Annotated in this window: 15 protein-coding genes; 7 read left to right on the top strand and 8 right to left on the bottom strand. The window is 72.9% G+C overall.

The features are described from left to right. Window positions 1-273 precede the first annotated feature (273 nt). Both ACZ4VA_RS03665 and map read right to left on the bottom strand, forming a co-directional pair. Window positions 274-951, bottom strand: a complete 678-nt coding sequence (locus tag ACZ4VA_RS03665; protein WP_356167476.1) for a biliverdin-producing heme oxygenase — start codon at window positions 949-951, stop codon at window positions 274-276. A 186-nt stretch (window positions 952-1,137) separates the two neighbouring features. Continuing rightward, on the bottom strand, window positions 1,138-1,995 hold the full coding sequence (map, locus tag ACZ4VA_RS03670) for a type I methionyl aminopeptidase (RefSeq protein ID WP_356167473.1): 858 nt from the start codon (window positions 1,993-1,995) through the stop codon (window positions 1,138-1,140). Between the two features lie 58 nt (window positions 1,996-2,053). Between map and ACZ4VA_RS03675 the strand changes: the two genes are divergently transcribed. Next, window positions 2,054-2,284 (top strand): hypothetical protein, encoded by a 231-nt coding sequence (locus ACZ4VA_RS03675; protein WP_356167470.1) that lies wholly within the window; start codon window positions 2,054-2,056, stop codon window positions 2,282-2,284. A gap of 100 nt (window positions 2,285-2,384) precedes the next feature. Here ACZ4VA_RS03675 and ACZ4VA_RS03680 read toward each other — a convergent pair whose 3' ends face one another. Together ACZ4VA_RS03680 and ACZ4VA_RS03685 are read right to left on the bottom strand one after the other, a co-directional pair. Further along, entirely contained in the window at window positions 2,385-3,713 is a 1,329-nt protein-coding gene (locus ACZ4VA_RS03680; protein ID WP_356167467.1) for an MFS transporter, read from the bottom strand. Window positions 3,714-3,775: 62 nt separating this feature from the next. Then, window positions 3,776-4,378: a hypothetical protein gene (locus ACZ4VA_RS03685; RefSeq protein WP_355795782.1), complete on the bottom strand. Its 603-nt coding sequence runs from the start codon at window positions 4,376-4,378 to the stop codon at window positions 3,776-3,778. 117 nt (window positions 4,379-4,495) lie between these two features. Between ACZ4VA_RS03685 and ACZ4VA_RS03690 the strand changes: the two genes are divergently transcribed. From ACZ4VA_RS03690 to ACZ4VA_RS03700, 3 genes are read left to right on the top strand one after another with little or no spacing between them, the layout of a single operon-like run. Then, window positions 4,496-5,569, top strand: a complete 1,074-nt coding sequence (locus ACZ4VA_RS03690; RefSeq protein WP_356241848.1) for a sialidase family protein — start codon at window positions 4,496-4,498, stop codon at window positions 5,567-5,569. A 37-nt stretch (window positions 5,570-5,606) separates the two neighbouring features. Then, a complete protein-coding gene (gene npdG / locus ACZ4VA_RS03695; RefSeq protein ID WP_355790940.1) occupies window positions 5,607-6,326 on the top strand; it encodes an NADPH-dependent F420 reductase in 720 nt (239 codons plus the stop codon). A 13-nt stretch (window positions 6,327-6,339) separates the two neighbouring features. Next, window positions 6,340-6,603, top strand: a complete 264-nt coding sequence (locus ACZ4VA_RS03700) for a hypothetical protein (RefSeq protein ID WP_355790943.1) — start codon at window positions 6,340-6,342, stop codon at window positions 6,601-6,603. On the opposite strand, the gene ACZ4VA_RS03705 is transcribed toward ACZ4VA_RS03700, so the two are convergent. After that, window positions 6,600-7,394, bottom strand: a complete 795-nt coding sequence (locus ACZ4VA_RS03705; RefSeq protein ID WP_355790945.1) for a site-2 protease family protein — start codon at window positions 7,392-7,394, stop codon at window positions 6,600-6,602. The genes ACZ4VA_RS03700 and ACZ4VA_RS03705 overlap by 4 nt on opposite strands. Before the next feature lie 299 nt (window positions 7,395-7,693). Here ACZ4VA_RS03705 and ACZ4VA_RS03710 point away from each other — a divergent pair, with 299 nt between their 5' ends. After that, window positions 7,694-10,993: an AfsR/SARP family transcriptional regulator gene (locus ACZ4VA_RS03710; RefSeq protein WP_468079640.1), complete on the top strand. Its 3,300-nt coding sequence runs from the start codon at window positions 7,694-7,696 to the stop codon at window positions 10,991-10,993. Between the two features lie 30 nt (window positions 10,994-11,023). On the opposite strand, the gene ACZ4VA_RS03715 is transcribed toward ACZ4VA_RS03710, so the two are convergent. The 3 genes from ACZ4VA_RS03715 to panB form a co-directional block, all read right to left on the bottom strand. Continuing rightward, window positions 11,024-11,797 carry an ABC transporter permease gene (locus ACZ4VA_RS03715; protein WP_355780464.1) on the bottom strand — a complete coding sequence of 258 codons (774 nt, stop codon included), beginning with the start codon at window positions 11,795-11,797 and terminating at the stop codon, window positions 11,024-11,026. Window positions 11,798-11,901: 104 nt separating this feature from the next. Then, window positions 11,902-12,930, bottom strand: a complete 1,029-nt coding sequence (locus tag ACZ4VA_RS03720) for an ATP-binding cassette domain-containing protein (RefSeq protein ID WP_356167457.1) — start codon at window positions 12,928-12,930, stop codon at window positions 11,902-11,904. A gap of 196 nt (window positions 12,931-13,126) precedes the next feature. Beyond that, on the bottom strand, window positions 13,127-14,008 hold the full coding sequence (gene panB / locus ACZ4VA_RS03725) for a 3-methyl-2-oxobutanoate hydroxymethyltransferase (RefSeq protein WP_355780437.1): 882 nt from the start codon (window positions 14,006-14,008) through the stop codon (window positions 13,127-13,129). A gap of 213 nt (window positions 14,009-14,221) precedes the next feature. On the opposite strand from panB, the gene ACZ4VA_RS03730 reads away from it, so the two are divergent. Together ACZ4VA_RS03730 and ACZ4VA_RS03735 are read left to right on the top strand one after the other, a co-directional pair. Next, window positions 14,222-15,814 (top strand): MFS transporter, encoded by a 1,593-nt coding sequence (locus ACZ4VA_RS03730; RefSeq protein ID WP_355780434.1) that lies wholly within the window; start codon window positions 14,222-14,224, stop codon window positions 15,812-15,814. 67 nt (window positions 15,815-15,881) lie between these two features. Then, complete coding sequence (locus ACZ4VA_RS03735) at window positions 15,882-16,505, top strand: TetR/AcrR family transcriptional regulator (RefSeq protein WP_356241860.1); 624 nt, start codon at window positions 15,882-15,884, stop codon at window positions 16,503-16,505. Window positions 16,506-16,600 lie beyond the last annotated feature (95 nt).

Here is a 16,600-nt window from a genome sequence, read left to right on the forward strand (position 1 = left end):
AGGCTCCCGCCGGCGGCGTCGCAAGGCTCCCGCCGGCGGCGCCACGCGGCTTCTACGGGCGGCGCCGGGCGGCTGCGGACGGAGTCGCGCAACCTCGCGCCGAACGGATCACGCCGCTGTGCTCGCGCCGACAGCACTACAAGGAGCCCCCGCGGACGGCGTCCTAGGGACCCCCGCCGACGGCGCCGCAAGGCTCGCGCCGACGGCGCCGGACGGCTTCGCTTCCGCTGGCGCCCGTCCGCGCCCCGCGGGCTCACGTCCGGGCGCGCGGGCTCACGCCGAGAGCGGGAACTCCTCGCCCAGGGCGCGGAAGACTGCCGTGTTCATCGCGAACGCCCGTCGGCACTCGGCGACGATCCGCTGCTTCTCCAGGTCGTCCACCGGGAGCGCGTCCAGCAGCTCCCGGTAACCCCGCTTGAACGCGGCCGGGTTGGTGATGTCCTCGAACACGTAGAACCGGACGCCGTCGCCCTTGCGCGCGAAGCCCCAGGTCCGCTCCGCCTTGCCGCGGATGATCTGGCCGCCGGAGAGGTCGCCCAGGTAGCGGGTGTAGTGGTGCGCCACGTAGCCGCCGGGCCACCGCCGGGCGCACTCCGCGACCCGCGCCGCGTACGCCCGCGTCTCCGGCAGCGCCCCGAGCGTCGCCCGCCAGCCGGGACCCCGGAGATGGGCGAGGTCGCGCTCCAGGGCGGGGCGGCGCAGCAGCTCCGGCCGCACGAAGGGGCCGGCCACCGGGTCGGACTCCAGCCGCCCGGCCTCCGCCTCCAGCGCCTCGTACACGAACCACAGCTGCTCGGTGTAGCGCGCGTACGCGTCGACGCCGAGCCTGCCGCCGAGCAGGTCGCCCATGAAGGACGAGGTCTCCGCCTCGGTGTGCTGCTCGTGCGAGGCGGTGCGGATCAGCGACGAGAAGGCGGTGTCCGCCGGGCCCGTCGTGGCCGACGCGTTCATGGGGACCTCCGGGGCCGGGGGCGAGGGCGCTCGCATCTTCGCGGGTTAGGCTTACCTAAGTCAATGGCTTCCCGACATCCTGTCGGTAAAACCGTACCCCGGTCGGGCCCGGTCCACCCGCCGGCAGCGCGAAGGGCCCGCCCTGCGGACAGGACGGGCCCTTGACCTGCGGACTCGCGGCGGGGACTACGGCAGCGTGAGGATCTCGGCCCCGCTGTCGGTGACGACCAGGGTGTGCTCGAACTGGGCCGTTCGCTTACGGTCCTTCGTCACGACCGTCCAGCCGTCGTCCCACATGTCGTAGTCGTGCGTGCCGAGCGTCAGCATGGGCTCGATGGTGAACGTCATCCCGGGCTGGATCACGGTCGTCGCGTGCGGGCTGTCGTAGTGCGGGACGATCAGCCCGGAGTGGAACGACGAGTTGATGCCGTGGCCGGTGAAGTCCCGGACCACCCCGTACCCGAAGCGCTTGGCGTACGACTCGATGACCCGCCCGATGATGTTGATCTGGCGGCCGGGCCTGACCGCCTTGATCGCGCGGTCGAGCGACTCACGGGTGCGCTCGACGAGCAGCCTGCTCTCCTCGTCGACGTCGCCGACCAGGTAGGTGGCGTTGTTGTCCCCGTGCACCCCGCCGATGTACGCCGTCACGTCGAGGTTGACGATGTCGCCGTCGCGCAGGACGGTGCTGTCCGGGATGCCGTGGCAGATGACCTCGTTGACGGAGGTGCACAGCGACTTGGGGAAACCGCGGTAGCCGAGCGTCGACGGGTAGGCGCCGTGGTCGCACATGTACTCGTGCGCGACCCGGTCCAGCTCGTCCGTCGTGACGCCCGGGGCGATCAGCTTGGCGGCCTCCGCCATCGCCCGCGCCGCGATGCGCCCGGCGATCCGCATCGCCTCGACGGTCTCCGGAGTCTGCACCTCCGGGCCGGTGTACGGCGTCGGGGCGGGCTTGCCCACGTACTCGGGACGCCTGATGTTTCCGGGGACGGAACGGGTGGGAGAGAGCTCCCCTGGTACGAGCAGCGACTGGCCAGACATGCCAGCGAGTCTAACCAGCGGTCATGGGGGAACATGTCCCTGGCGAAAGGAGCTGGTCATGGCCCTGTTCAAGAAGCGGACCGTCGGCAAGCCCGGCGAGTGGTACTACTGCCTGGAGCACAAGAAGGTCGAGGAGGGCCCCGAGTGCCCCGCCAAGGACCGGTTCGGCCCCTACGCCTCCCGCAGGGAGGCCGAACAGGCCATGGAGACCGCCCGGGAGCGGAACCTCGAATGGGAGAACGACCCCAAGTGGCACGACTCCACGGCCCGGGGGACGGACGAGGGCTGACGGGGACGCACGCCGTACGCCACCTCGGGCCCGACCGCGACTGCGGTCGGGCCCGAGGCGGCCGTCCGTGCGCGGCCGGGCCCCGGAGCGTCCCGCGGCGTCAGGAGGAGCCGGCGCCCGCGACCGCCCCGCTGTCGCGCCGGTCGCGCAGCCGCACCGCGTGCTCGTTCGTCCGCACGTCGTACGTCATCAGCTTCGGCAGGCACAGTGCCAGGAGCCCCACCGCGCCCACACAGATCGCGCCGCCCGCCCAGATCGACGTCCGGACGCTCGTCCACGCCGCCATGCCGCCCGCGCGGACCTGCCCCAGCTGCGGCCCGGCGGAGTAGGACAGCAGCTCGATCCCGGCCAGCCGGCCCCGCAGCTCGTCCGGGATCGTCTGGTTCCACATCGCCGCCCGGAAGATCCCGCTGACCATGTCGAAGCCGCCGCCGAGGACGAGGCACAGCAGCACCAGCCACACGTCGTGCACGGCGCCCGCCGCCACCATCGCGAGCCCCCAGCAGGCGGCCGCGAGGACCACCATCCGCCCGTGCCGGTGCACACGGGAGGTCCATCCGCTGGTCAGCGTCACGAGCAGCGCGCCGGCGGGCAGCGCCGCGTACATCAGGCCCAGGGACCACTCGGCGTCCAGCTCGTCGGCGAGGAACGGCAGCAGGGCGAGCGGCATCGCGAAGAACATCGCGGCGAGGTCGACGGCGTAGGTGCCGAGCAGCTCCTTGCGGCTCCACGCGTACCGCGCCCCCTCCGCGATCGAGCGCAGCGACGGCTTCGCGGCCTCGTGGGCGGCGGGCGAGGCGGCGAGCCCGAGGACCAGCGCCACTGACACGGCGAACGTCAGCAGGTCCACTGCGTACGCCCAGCCCAGCCCCGCGTACGCCACCACCACGCCCGCCAGCGCCGGGCCCGCGACCCCGCCGACCGTCCAGCGCAGCGAGTTGAGCGAGGCGGCGGCCGGCAGGTGCTCGTGCGGGACGATCCGCGGGACGAGCGAGTCCAGGGCCGGGCGCTGGATCGCGCCGAGCGCCGAGGAGAGCGCGGCGACCGCGTACAGCGGCCACACCGCGGGCCGCGGCAGCAGCGCGTTGACGAGGAGCCCCGCGCACAGCAGAGCCTGGCCGGCCTCCGTGCGGACGATCAGCGCGCGCTTGTCCAGGGCGTCGGCGAGCGCCCCGCCGTACAGCCCGAAGACGATCATCGGGACGAGTTCGACGGCGCCGATGGCCCCCACCGCGACCACCGAGCCGGTGAGCGCCTTCATCTGCACCGGCAGGGCGACCAGCGTCAGGAAACTCCCGAAGTTCGTGATCAGCCCCGCCAGCCACAGCCGGCGGAAGTCGGCGGAGGTCCGCCAGGGCGCGAGGTCGGGGAGCACCGCGCGCCATCCCGGGGGAGCGGCGGAGGGCGGGGCGGGGGCGTCGTCGGTCACAACGGGCCATGCTCGGCGCCGGGGTCCGCCCCGGGCAACCGGTTTTGTGCCCGCCCGGTGTCTTACCAGCGCGCCGGCGGGGGCGAGGTCAGCTGGTCGGCCAGCCGCGACAGCCGGTCGCGGAAGCGGCGCCGGCCCCGGCGCACCGGCAGCGAGTTCTCCCCGGCGGCCGCGCTGACGAGGTGTTGGACCGTGTCGAGGTCGAGCTCCTGCCCCGCCGGGACGGAGAGCGACTCGTGGGCCATCGAGCGCAGATCGCCGTCGCCCTCGTCGAGCGCGAGCACCGTCGCCCCCGCCCGCCGCGCGTCCGAGACCCGCTCCAGCAGCGGCGCCCCCGGTGCGTCCGGGGACACCACGAGCAGCGTCTCGCCCCGCCGGGCCGCCTCGATCCGGCCGAGCCCGACCGCGAGATGCGCCGGGTCCGAGGCCCGCGCCCCGTGCCGGACCAGCGTCGGCGACAGCTCCGGCGTCCCCGACCAGGCCGCCTCGTCCACCAGGTGCGCGGCCAGGTGCCAGGGCTCGTAGTCGGCCGTCCCCACCAGCAGCAGCCCGCCGCCGTGCGACACGACCGACCCCCGCAGCGCACCGGCGAACCGCCGGGTGGCCCCCAGCCACTCGGTCCCGGCGAGCACTTCCCGCAGCAACGCGACCCGTACGGCGTCCATGTGCACGCATCCTGCCCCAAACGCCTGCTCGTCAGGCCGAGTTCACCGCGAATTCGCCCGGAACGGGCAAGGGCTACGACCGCTGCTCACCCGAGGAGCCCGACCCAGGAGCCGCCCATGACCGAGGCAAGCATCCCCTTCCGCGCCGGCCGCGAGGGGTACGCGAGTTTCCGGATCCCCGCCGTCGTCGCCACCGGCGCCGGCACCCTCCTCGCCTTCTGCGAGGGCAGGGCCGGCTCCGCACGCGACCACGGGAACATCGACATCGTGCTGAAGCGGTCCGCCGACGGCGGCCGCACCTGGGGCCCGCTCCAGGTCGCCGCTGCGAACGGCGACGATCTCGCGGGCAACCCCGCCCCCGTCGTCCTCGACACCGGCCGCGTCCTGCTCGTCCACGTCCGCAGCGCGGCCGGCGCGAGCGAGGACGCCCTGCTGCGCGGCAAGGTGAAGGCCGCCGACGGACGCCGCGTCTGGGTGCAGCACAGCGACGACGACGGGGTGACCTGGTCCGCGCCCCGGGAGATCACCGCCCAGGTCAAGAAGGCGGGCTGGCGCTGGTACGCGACCACCCCCGGGCACGCCCTCCAGCTCTCCACCGGCCGCGTCGTCGTCCCCGGCAACCACACCGTGCCGCCCACCGGCCGGGACAACGGCACCGAGGCCCGCTACAACAGCGGGCACTGCCTGCTCAGCGACGACCGCGGGCAGACCTGGTACCTCGGCTACGTCGACGAGAACACCGACGGCTACGTCAACGCGAACGAGACGACGGCGGCCGAACTCCCCGAAGGACGCGTCTACTTCAACACCCGCAACGACTCCCCGTCCCCGGGCAACCGCGCCGACGCCCACTCCCTCGACGGCGGCAGGACCCTGGAGAAGCCCTTCCGCCCGCAGGCCGGCCTCGTCACCCCCGTCGTCCAGGGCAGCCTCCTCCAGCTCCGCGACCCCGACCTGCTCCTCTACTCAGGCCCGGCCGACCCCGGCTTCCGCGCATTGATGACCCTGCGCGCCTCCGCCGACGGCGGCACCACCTGGCGGCCCGTCCACACGGTCGACGGACTGCCCGCCGCGTACTCCGACCTCGTCCGCGTCGACGCGGACACCGTCGGACTCCTCTACGAGACCGGCGACTTCGGCGCGTACGAGACGATCACCTTCCGCCGGATCCCGCTGACCGCACTCACCTGAGCGGCGAGGGCGTGATCGGCGCACGTAAAGTCGGCTCATGACCTCTACCGACAATGCCTCCACCGCCAGTGCCCAGAAGGCCCCCGCCAAGGACCCCTTCGACCTGCCCGACGTCTCCGGGCTCGTCGTCGGCGTGCTCGGCGGCACCGGACCGCAGGGCAAGGGCCTCGCCCTGCGGCTCGCCCGGGCCGGCCAGAAGGTGATCATCGGCTCCCGGGCCGCGGACCGCGCCCGCGGTGCCGCAGAGGAACTGGGGCACGGCGTCGAGGGCGCCGACAACGCCGAGTGCGCGCGGCGCAGCGACATCGTGATCGTGGCGGTGCCGTGGGACGGCCACGGCGAGACGCTGAAGGCCCTGCGCGCGGAACTGGCCGGCAAGCTCGTCGTCGACTGCGTCAACCCGCTCGGCTTCGACAAGAAGGGCGCGTACGCCCTGAAGCCGGAGGAGGGCAGCGCCGCCGAGCAGGCCGCCGCCCTGCTGCCCGACTCCCGGGTCACGGCCGCCTTCCACCACCTCTCCGCGGTGCTCCTCCAGGACCCCGAGGTCGAGGAGATCGACACCGACGTGATGGTCCTCGGCGAGGAGCGGGCGGACGTGGAGATCGTGCAGGCCCTCGCCGGACGCATCCCCGGGATGCGCGGGATCTTCGCCGGGCGGCTGCGCAACGCCCACCAGGTCGAGTCCCTGGTCGCGAACCTGATCTCGGTGAACCGGCGCTACAAGGCCCATGCGGGCCTGCGGCTGACCGACGTGTAGCGGGCGCCCGGGCATGGGGGACACTGGATGCCGTCACACCACGTCCGTCTGTCAGGAGCCGACCCCCATGCCCCGCCTCGCCCTGTACGCCCTCGTCGTCTGCGTCCTGTCCGTCACCGCGGCCGTGGTCTCCTTCGTCCAGGGCAGCCTGCTGGGGATCGTGTGGGTGCTGCTCGCCGGTCTCTCGTCCAACATGACCTGGTACTACGCCCGCCGCGCCCGCCTGCGGGACGGCTCCGCCGCGTCCACCGGCCCCACCGGCCCCACCGCCTCCTAGCGGACGCAGAGCTCGTCGGTGCCCCGCCAGAAGCGGTACAGGTCCTGGCCGCAGTAGCGCTGGAGGTCGTCGACGCCCAGCCCGCGCAGCACCGCGTGGATCGCGTCGAAGAACACCACGTTCACCGACGGGATCCACAGCACGGCGAACACGATGAGCAGCCCGAACGGCGCCAGCGGCTCCACCTGGCGCCGGACGTTGTACGACAGCCACGGCTCGATCACCCCGTAGCCGTCCAGGCCCGGGACCGGCAGGAAGTTCAGGATCGCCGCCGTCACCTGGAGCAGCGCCAGGAACGCCAGCGCGTACTGGAACCCGGGCGGCACCCCGTCCAGGGCGTCCAGCCAGAACGGCGCCGTGCACACCAGGGCGAACAGCACGTTCGTGAGCGGGCCCGCCGCCGAGATCAGGCTGTGCTTCCAGCGGCCCCGGATGCGGTTGCGCTCGATGAAGACCGCGCCGCCCGGCAGACCGATCCCGCCCATGATCACGAAGATCACCGGCAGGACGATGCTCAGCAGGGCGTGCGTGTACTTCAGCGGGTTCAGGGTCAGATAGCCCTTGGCGCCGACGGAGATGTCGCCGCCGTGCAGGGCGGTGCGGGCGTGCGCGTACTCGTGCAGGCAGAGCGAGACGATCCAGGCGGCCGTCACGAAGAGGAACACGGCCACGCCGGGCTGCTCGGCGAAACCGGTCCAGGTGGCCCAGCCGGTGACCGCGGTGACGGCCAGGATCCCGAGGAAGACGGGGCTCACCGTCCGGTCGCTGCGACGGGAGGCGGCGGTGGTCATGGAACTCCCCATTCTGCGGCGGGGCGTCTCGTGCCCCTCGGTCCGCCCGACCGTACCGGGCCCGGTAGGAAAACGTCTCGCCATCCCCCGCCGGTTCCGGAGAAGGTGGGGGGATGGGGACACCGCAGGCAGAGGTACGAGAGACGGCGCACGCGAAGCGGCACACCGCCCGCGTGGACGGCCCGGACCGTACGGCTCCGGCCGGCCGGCCCTCCCGGCACACCCCCACCCGGCACGATCCCGGCGGCGCGGACCTCCCCGACGGCACCGGGCACACACCCACCACGGCACCGGAGACAATGGACCTCGTGCGCTACCGCGTCCTCGGCACCACGCAGGCCCTCCGCCCCGACGGCACCCCCGTACCGGTCGGCGGAGCGCGGCTGCGTGCGCTGCTGACGGTGCTCGCCCTGCGGCCCGGACGGACCGTTCCGGCCGCCCACCTCGTCGACGAGGTGTGGGACGGCGACCCGCCCGCCGACGCGACGGGCGCGCTCCAGGCCCTGGTCGGCCGGCTGCGCCGGGCCCTCGGACCGGACGCCGTCGCCTCGGCGGACGGCGGCTACCGCCTCGCCGCCGCCCCCGACGACGTGGACCTGCACCGCTTCGAGCGGCTCACCGGCGAGGGCGACCGGGCGCTGGCCGACGGCGACCCCGCCAAGGCCGCCGCGGTCCTGGACGACGCCCTCGCCCTGTGGCACGGACCGGCGCTCGCCGACCTCCCCGACCGGGCCGCGGAGTCGGCCCGCTGGGAGACCCGGCGCCTGGACGCGCGCCGCGCCCGCCTCACCGCCGCCCTCGCCCTCGGCCACGCCGCGCAGGCCCTGCCCGAACTCACCGCCCTGTGCGACCTCCACCCGCTGGACGAACCCCTCCAGGCCCTGCGGCTGCGCGCCCTGCGCGACGTCGGCCGCCCCGCCGAGGCCCTCGCCGCCTACGACTCCGTACGCCGCCTCCTCGCGGACCGCCTCGGCTCCGACCCCGGCCCCGAACTGCGCTCCCTGCACCGGGAGTTGCTGCACCACGGCGAGCCGGCCGGCACCGCGGCCGCCGCCGTACCGGGCCCGGGGGCCGCACCCCGGCCCGCCCCCGCCGCGCACCCCGGCAACCTCCGCGCCCGGCTCACCTCCTTCGTGGGCCGGGAGAGCGACATCGATGCCATCCGCCGGGACCTCGCCGCGGCCCGGCTCGTGACGCTGCTCGGACCCGGCGGCGCCGGCAAGACCCGGCTGTCGCAGGAGGCCGCCGAGACCGTCGGGGACGCCGCGCTCGACGGGGTGTGGCTGGCCGAATTGGCGCCCGTGGACGACCCGGACGCCGTCCCCGAGGCCGTGCTCACCGCGCTCGGCGCCCGCGAGACCGTGCTGCGCGGAGCCGGCGCCGAGGAACTGCGGGCCGTCGCCGACCGGCACGACGACCCCGTCACCAAGCTCGCCGAACACTGCGCGAAACGCAGCATGCTGCTCATCCTGGACAACTGCGAGCACGTCGTGGACGCCGCCGCCCGGCTCGTCGAGCAGTTGCTGGAGCGCTGCCCCGAGCTGACCGTGCTCGCCACCAGCCGCGAACCCCTCGGCGTACCGGGGGAGTTGCTGCGCCCCGTCGAGCCGCTGCCCGAACCGGTGGCGCTGCGCCTGCTCGCCGATCGCGGGGCGGCGGCGCGGCCCGGCTTCCGCGTCGAGGACGACCCGGAGGCCGCCGCCGAGATCTGCCGGCGGCTCGACGGGCTGCCGCTGGCCATCGAACTGGCCGCCGCCCGGCTGCGGATGCTCACCCCGCGCCAGATCGCCGACCGCCTGGACGACCGCTTCCGGCTCCTCACCTCCGGCAGCCGCACGGTCCTGCCCCGCCAGCAGACCCTGCGCGCCGTCGTCGACTGGTCCTGGGACCTCCTCGACGAGGAGGAGCGGGAGGTGCTGCGGCGGCTGTCCGTCTTCGCCGGCGGCTGCGACCTCGCCGCCGCCGAGGCCGTGTGCGGGCCGGCCGCGCTGGAGGTGCTCGGCTCCCTCGTCGACAAGTCCCTCGTCGTCGCGGCCCCCTCGGGGGACGGCGAGATGCGCTACCGCCTCCTGGAGACCGTCGCCGAGTACGCGGGCGCCCGCCTCGACGAGTCCGGACGGCGCCCCGCCGCGGCGCGCGCCCACCTGACCTACTACCGCGAACTCGCCCGCACCACCGACCCCGAACTGCGCGGCCCCGGCCAGCTCGCCGCCATCGAACGGCTGCGGCGCGAGTACGAGAACCTCCGCACCGCCCTGCGCCACGCCGTCGCCGAGCGGGACGAGCAGGAGGCGATCTGCCTGGTCCTCTCCCTCGCCTGGTACTGGCAGACCCGCGACCAGCGCGTCGAGACCCGCGCCTGGTCCCGCGAGGTGATGGCGCTCGGCCCCGACCCCTTCGCGTCGCCCCGAGAGCCGATCGCCCCCCTCTACGAGAGCTGCACGGCCGCCCCGCCGCCGATGCGGCCCGAGGTCCTCGAAGAGGCACGGCGCGGAGTCCACCTCATCCACCTCGCCTGCATGGACATGGACCTGAAGACCTGGCAGACCCCCGAGGCCCAGGAGAAGCTGCGCGCCATCAGCGAGGCCTACCGGCCGGGCCTGCCGCAGACCTGCCGCAGCCCCGGCTACCTCTGGTTCTACGCCGTCCTGCTGACCGGCGACATCGAGCGCATGCGCGCCGTCGCCGACATCACGGTCACCACCTGCCGCGAACTGGACTACGGATGGGAGCTCGCCGTCGCCCTGCAGATGCGCGCCAACATCCTGGCCAACCGCTCCGACTGGGCCGGCGACGCCACCCGCGACGCCGACGAGGCACTGGAGATCTTCGTACGCCTCGGCGACGCCTGGGGTGCCGCCGAGGCCCTCTCGGCGCGCGGGGAGGCCCACGAGCGCCGCGGCGCCTACGCCCTCGCCGCCGCCGACTACGCGGAGGCGATCACCTACGCCGAACGGCTCGGCGCCCACGCGCAGTCGGCGGTGCTCAGCGCCCGGCTCGGCAGTGTCCTGGTGGAGTCGGGGGAGACCGAGCGGGGCGAGCGGATGCTGCGCGAGGTCCTGGCGAACGGACACGGCGCGGTCAACGAGGCGATGCCCGCCTCCCGCCTCTACCTCGCGATGTGGCTCGGCCGCAGCTGCCGGATCGAGGAGGCCCGCGAGCAGATGCGCCTGCTGCGCTCGGACTTCGCGGCGGTCACCTTCGTGGTGTTCGACGGGTTCGTGCTCGGTGTGGAGGCCTGGCTGGACGCGATGGACGGGCAGTTCGCGAGCGCCCGCGAGAAGGCCGGGCTGGCCCTGGCGCGGGCCCAGGACCCGCTGACGCAGATGATCGCGCCGCACATGACCTCCGCCCACCTGGTCACCGCGGCCATCGCCCTCGCCGGATTCGACGGCGGGCGGGACGCCCGTGACGCGGCCCGGCTGATCGGCACCGCCGACGCCCTGCTGCCGCCGGGCCACGTCGCGGGCCCGACGCAGGACGAGGTGCGGGCCCGGGCGGAGGCGGACGTGCGGGCCGTGCTCGGCGACGCGGCGTACGAGAGCGCGTACCGCGAGGGCGGCGGGCTCTCCCTGGAGGAGGCCGCCGCCCTCGTGTGACGCGGACCGGGACCCGCACCCGGCCGGACGTCAGCTCTTCGTCCGGAACTTGTGGATCGCGATCGGGGCCATGACCACCGTGAGCGCGGCCGTCCAGCCGAGCGTCACCCACAGGTCGTGCGCGACCGGGCCGCCCACCATCAGACCGCGCGCGCTGTCCGCGAGGGAGGACAGCGGGTTGTAGTCGGTGAAGGCCTGGAGCCAGCCCGGCATGGTCTGGGTCGGCGAGAAGATGGACGAGCCGAACTGCAGCGGCATCAGCACCAGGAAGCCCATGGCCTGCACGGACTGCGCGTTCTTCATCGTCACGCCGAGGACCAGGAAGATCCACATCAGGGCGGAGCCGAAGAGGGTGGCGAGTCCGACGGCCGCGAACAGGCCCGGCCAGTTCTCGATGTCGAAGCCGACCAGGACACCGACGATCATGAGGATCGTGGTGGCCACGAGCATCCGCATCAGCTCCACCACGATCTTGGCGAAGAGCACGGAGCCCTGGCCGATCGGCAGGGTGCGGAAGCGGTCCATGACTCCGGTCTGGAAGTCCTGGTTGAAGCCGGTGCCCACGGCCGTGGCGATGTTCATGCCCATCATGGCCATCAGTCCGGGCACCACGTACTGCACGTACTGCTGCTGGCCGCCGCCCAGCGACTGCCCGATGGAGCCGCCGAAGACGTACACGAACAGCAGGGTGAAGACGACCGGCATCAGCACGGCGTCGAACATCGACTCCGGGTCCTGGCGGATCCACAGCAGGTTGCGGCGGACCAGGGCCCCGATGTGGCGGGCGTGCGCCCGGGGCGAGATCCGGGAGTCGCCGTCGGCGCCGGCGAGGGGGACCTCGGGGGCGGGCGGCGGGGGCGTGTCGGAGCCGCTCTTCGCGAGGGTGGCGGCGGGCGACGGGCTGGCACTCACGCGGAGACCTCCTCGTAGGCGCGGACGGGGGACTCGTCCTGCGGGGCACTGGCCTTGTGGCCGGTGAGGGACAGGAACACCTCGTCCAGACTGGGCAGTTCGGTGGAGATGGAGGCGATGGTGATGCCGCGCGCGGTGACGGCGCCGACCACGGCGGTCAGTTGCTCGTCGCTGAGGATCGGCACCAGCACGCTGCCGGTCTCGCCGTCCACGATCGTCGTGGCGAGGCCGGTGAGTCCCATGTCGTCGAACATGGCGGCCAGCGGGCGCAGTTGCAGCGGGTCCACCGGGCGGATCCGCAGCGTGCGGCCGCCGACCCGTGCCTTCAGCTCGTCGATCCGGCCGTTGGCGATGACCTTGCCGCGGTCGATGACCGTCAGCTCGGAGGCGAGCTGCTCGGCCTCCTCCATGTACTGGGTGGTGAGCAGCACGGTGACGCCGTCGGCGACCATGCGCTTGACCTCCTGCCACACCTCGTTGCGGGTGCGCGGGTCGAGGCCGGTGGTCGGCTCGTCCAGGTACAGCACGGCCGGGCTGCCGATCATCGAGGCCGCGAGGTCGAGCCGGCGGCGCATACCGCCGGAGTAGGTGGCGGCGGGCCGCTTGGCGGCCTCCGTGAGCGAGAAGCGCTCCAGGAGCTCGTCGGCGCGGCGGCGGGCCTCCTTGCGGGGCAGGTCGAGCAGCCGCCCGATCATGTACAGGTTCTCCCAGCCCGGGAGCTTCTCGTCGACCGAGGCGTACTGGCCCGTCAGCCCTATCACCCGGCGCAGCTGCCGCGGCTGGCGCAGCACGTCGTAACCGGCGACCGTGGCCTGTCCGGCGTCGGGGGTGATGAGGGTGGACAGGCAGCGGACCAGGGTGGTCTTGCCGGCGCCGTTGGGACCCAGCACGCCGAGGACGGTGCCCTCGCGCACATCCAGGTCGACACCGTCGAGCGCCTTGGTCTCGCCGTAGTGCTTGACCAGCCCCCGTACGGTGACGGCGTTGCGTGTGCCGTCGCTGGGGTTCTTGTCGATTCGCGTCATGCGGCCACGCTCCCACCCGCCACCGACAAACGACCGACAGATCACCGACAGGGGGAGCGGGCCGCTGTCGGCGGCCCGTCGGCGGGCGTGGGAGCCCGTCGTCCGGCCCGTGGAAACGGCGCGGCCCCGCCGACGGGGGAAGATCGGCGGGGCCGCTCGGTGCCGCAGTGGCTCGGTGGCTCAGTGGCTCAGTGGCTCAGTGGACGGAGTGTTCCTCCTGGGGGAACGTTCCGCCGACCACGTCCTCGGCGAACGCCCTGGCCGCGTTCCCCATGACCTCGCGCAGGTTCGCGTACTGCTTCACGAAGCGGGGCATCTTGCCGCCGGTGAGTCCCAGCATGTCGGTCCAGACGAGGACCTGCGCGTCGGTCTCGGCACCCGCGCCGATACCGACGGTGGGGATGTGCAGCACCCGGGTGACCTCGGCGGCCAGCTCGGCCGGCACCAGCTCCAGGACCACGGCGAAGGCGCCCGCGTCCTGCACCGCCTTGGCGTCCCGCAGCAGCTGCTGGGCCGCCTCCTCGCCGCGCCCCTGCACGCGGTAGCCCATGGAGTTCACGGACTGGGGGGTCAGTCCGATGTGCGCCATGACGGGGATGCCGGACTCCACCAGAAGCTCGATCTGGCGGTGCGAACGCTCGCCGCCCTCCAGCTTCACCGCGCCGACCCCGGCCTCCTTGACCAGGCGGGTGGCCGAGCGCAGGGCCTGGACCGGGCCCTCCTGGTACGACCCGAAGGGCAGGTCGCCGACGATCAGGGCACGGCTGGTGCCCCGCACGACCGCCGCCGAGAGCATCGTCATCTCGTCGAGGGTGACCGGGACCGTCGTCTCGTACCCCAGGTGGCAGTTGCCCGCCGAGTCGCCGACGAGCATGACCGGGATGCCGGCCTCGTCGAAGACGGACGCGGTCATCGCGTCGTAAGCGGTGAGCATGGGCCACTTCTCGCCGCGTTCCTTGGCGGCGGTGATGTCACGCACGGTGATGCGGCGAGTGCCCTTGCCCCCGTACAGCGCTTTGCTGTCGGACTTCTGGCCAGACTCCTGACCCGGCTTCGGGGCAGCCGAAAGCTGCGTCATCGCAACGGCTCCTTCTGTCTGTCATCTCGAGGCGCCCTGACGGCGTCCCCGGATCACCCCCATGGTGGCACCTCGTGCCGACTGAGGCCAGACCGCGGGGAGCGAGCTGTGTCTCCCTCGGGCGAGGCGGGCTTCGTAAGTTCTTGGTAAGTTCTCCGTAAAGCAATTCCGATACGAGACGGTGTCGTATCGGAACTGGCTAGGCTGGAGAGCATGACAACTCCCGCTCCCTTGACCGAACGACGGGTGCCCGAGGCCGTGCACCGGCGCCGCTGGGCCATTCTCGGTGTGCTCATGCTCAGCCTGCTGATCGTGGTGCTCGACAACTCGATCCTGAACGTCGCGATCAAGACGATCTCGACCCCGGCGCCCACGGGCCTCGGCGCCACCCAGAGCGAGCTGGAGTGGGCGATCAACGCCTACACGCTCGTCTTCGCCGGACTGCTCTTCACCGCGGGCCTCCTCGGCGACCGGCTCGGCCGCAAGAAGATACTGCTCGCCGGTCTCGCCGTCTTCGGCGTGGGATCGGCGCTGGCCGCCGAGTCCGGCTCACCGGTCCAGCTCATCGTCTTCCGCGCGGTGATGGGTCTCGGCGCCGCCTTCGTGATGCCCGCCACCCTCGCCGTCCTCATGAACGTCTTCGAGCGCGACGAGCAGCCCAAGGCCATCGGCATCTGGGCCGGCGGCGTCGGCCTCGCCATCGCCATCGGCCCGATCACCGGCGGCGTGCTCCTCGACCACTTCTGGTGGGGCTCCGTCTTCCTGATCAACGTGCCGATCGTGCTGCTCGCGCTCGGCCTGATGATCTGGCTGGTCCCCGACTCCCGCGACCCGAACCCGGGCCGGCTCGACCCCGTCGGCGTGGTCCTGTCCGTCGTCGGACTCGTCCTGCTCGTCTACGGCATCATCAAGGGCGGCCAGCTGGCCGACTTCACCGACCTCAAGGTGCTCGCCACCGTCGCGGCCGGTCTCCTCGTCCTGGTCGTCTTCGTGGTGTACGAGAAGCGCAGCGACCACCCGTCCATCGACGTCACGTACTTCAAGAACAAGGTCTTCTCGGCCGCCATCTCCGCCATCGCGCTCGTCTTCTTCGCGCTGATGGGCGTCACCTTCTTCTCCGTCTTCTACACCCAGAGCGTGCGCGGCTACTCGCCCCTGCAGACCGGTCTGCTGATGCTGCCGCTCGCCGTGGCCCAGCTCATCTTCGCGCCGCGCGCCCGGCTCGTCGTCGACCGCTTCGGCAACCGCGCCACCTGCACCGCGGGCCTGCTGCTCATCGCCGCGATGCTCGCCGCGTTCGCCACCCTGGAGGCCGACACCCCCATCTGGATCCTGGAGGTCGTCTTCTTCCTCATGGGCACCGGCATGGCGCACATCATGACGCCGACCAGCGTCGTCATCATGCAGGCGCTGCCGCGCGAGAAGGCGGGCTCCGCCTCCGCGCTCAGCAACACCTTCCGCCAGGTCGGCGGCGCCCTCGGCATCGCGGTGCTCGGCTCCGTGCTCTCGACGGCGTACCGCAACGGCATCGAGGACGACCTCACCCGGCTGCCCGCCGGTCTGCGGCACACCGCGGGCGAGTCCATCGAGGCCACCCTCGGCGTCGCCGCCAAGCTCGGCCCGCGCGGCGAGGCCCTGGTCACCCCCGCCAACGACGCCTTCCTGCACGCCATGCACGTGACGGCCCTGTGCGGCGCGGGCGTCGCGCTCGTCGGCGCGGTCGTGGTCGCCCTGTTCCTGCCCGGCCGCCCGCCGGCCCCGCAGCAGGACAAGGACGAGAGCGAGTTGGTGGCCGCGGAGCAGTAACCCCCGGGAGGGACGGGCCCCGCATCAGGGAGAATCACCCCCAGCGCAACGGAGAAACGGAGTCGACGTGAGCCTCGCGGACAGCCGAGCCGGGCAGGACGTACCCGCCTCCCGGGGCCGCCCCCGCAGCGAAGCGGTGGAACGCGCCATCATCGAGGGCGTGATGAAGCTGCTGGAGGAGGGCGTCCCGCTGGGGGAGGTCTCCATCGAGCGCGTCGCCCGGACCGCGGGGGTCGGCAAGGCGACCATCTACCGTCGCTGGCGCGGCAAGGAGGAACTCTTCGTCGACGTCCTGCGTGCCGCCGAACCCCCGGAACCGGAACTGCCCGGCACCTCGATGCGCGACGACCTCGTCGTCCTGGTCGAGGCGTTGCGCCGGCGCGGCCTGGTCAACCGCTCCTCGGCGATCCTGCACAACGTGTACGCGCAGATGAAGAGCAGCCCCCGGGTGTGGGCGGCGTACCACGCGATGGTCATCGAACCGCGGCGCAGACTCGCCTTCGAGGTGCTGCGCCGCGGGCAGCTCAGCGGTGAACTGCGCGACGACGTCGACGTGGAACTCCTCAACGACATCGTCGTCGGCCCGATGCTGGTGCGCGCCCTCATGCGGCCCGAGGCCGAGTTGCCCGACGGTCTCGCGGAGCAGATCGTCGACACGGTGCTCGCGGGACTGCGGCCGGCGGCGCCGTAGTCCCGTGTCCCGCGCGGTAGTTCATCACGCAACGACTTGCCCGTATGTGCGTGTTTCGTCACAGAGGACCGCCGGGAGAGCGGGATACGGAACTC

This window comes from Streptomyces sp. NPDC028308 (genome assembly GCF_055565855.1).

Excerpts from the sequence above, each read along its gene's own strand:
- ACZ4VA_RS03705 (WP_355790945.1), bottom strand. The coding sequence starts at position 7,394 with ATGACCACCGCCGCCTCCCGTCGCAGCGACCGGACGGTGAGCCCCGTC.
- ACZ4VA_RS03730 (WP_355780434.1), top strand. The coding sequence starts at position 14,222 with ATGACAACTCCCGCTCCCTTGACCGAACGACGGGTGCCCGAGGCCGTG.
- ACZ4VA_RS03690 (WP_356241848.1), top strand. The coding sequence starts at position 4,496 with ATGACCGAGGCAAGCATCCCCTTCCGCGCCGGCCGCGAGGGGTACGCG.
- ACZ4VA_RS03675 (WP_356167470.1), top strand. The coding sequence starts at position 2,054 with ATGGCCCTGTTCAAGAAGCGGACCGTCGGCAAGCCCGGCGAGTGGTAC.
- ACZ4VA_RS03700 (WP_355790943.1), top strand. The coding sequence starts at position 6,340 with ATGGGGGACACTGGATGCCGTCACACCACGTCCGTCTGTCAGGAGCCG.
- ACZ4VA_RS03710 (WP_468079640.1), top strand. The coding sequence starts at position 7,694 with ATGGACCTCGTGCGCTACCGCGTCCTCGGCACCACGCAGGCCCTCCGC.
- ACZ4VA_RS03720 (WP_356167457.1), bottom strand. The coding sequence starts at position 12,930 with ATGACGCGAATCGACAAGAACCCCAGCGACGGCACACGCAACGCCGTC.
- map (WP_356167473.1), bottom strand. The coding sequence starts at position 1,995 with ATGTCTGGCCAGTCGCTGCTCGTACCAGGGGAGCTCTCTCCCACCCGT.
- ACZ4VA_RS03665 (WP_356167476.1), bottom strand. The coding sequence starts at position 951 with ATGAACGCGTCGGCCACGACGGGCCCGGCGGACACCGCCTTCTCGTCG.
- panB (WP_355780437.1), bottom strand. The coding sequence starts at position 14,008 with ATGACGCAGCTTTCGGCTGCCCCGAAGCCGGGTCAGGAGTCTGGCCAG.
- ACZ4VA_RS03685 (WP_355795782.1), bottom strand. The coding sequence starts at position 4,378 with ATGGACGCCGTACGGGTCGCGTTGCTGCGGGAAGTGCTCGCCGGGACC.
- npdG (WP_355790940.1), top strand. The coding sequence starts at position 5,607 with ATGACCTCTACCGACAATGCCTCCACCGCCAGTGCCCAGAAGGCCCCC.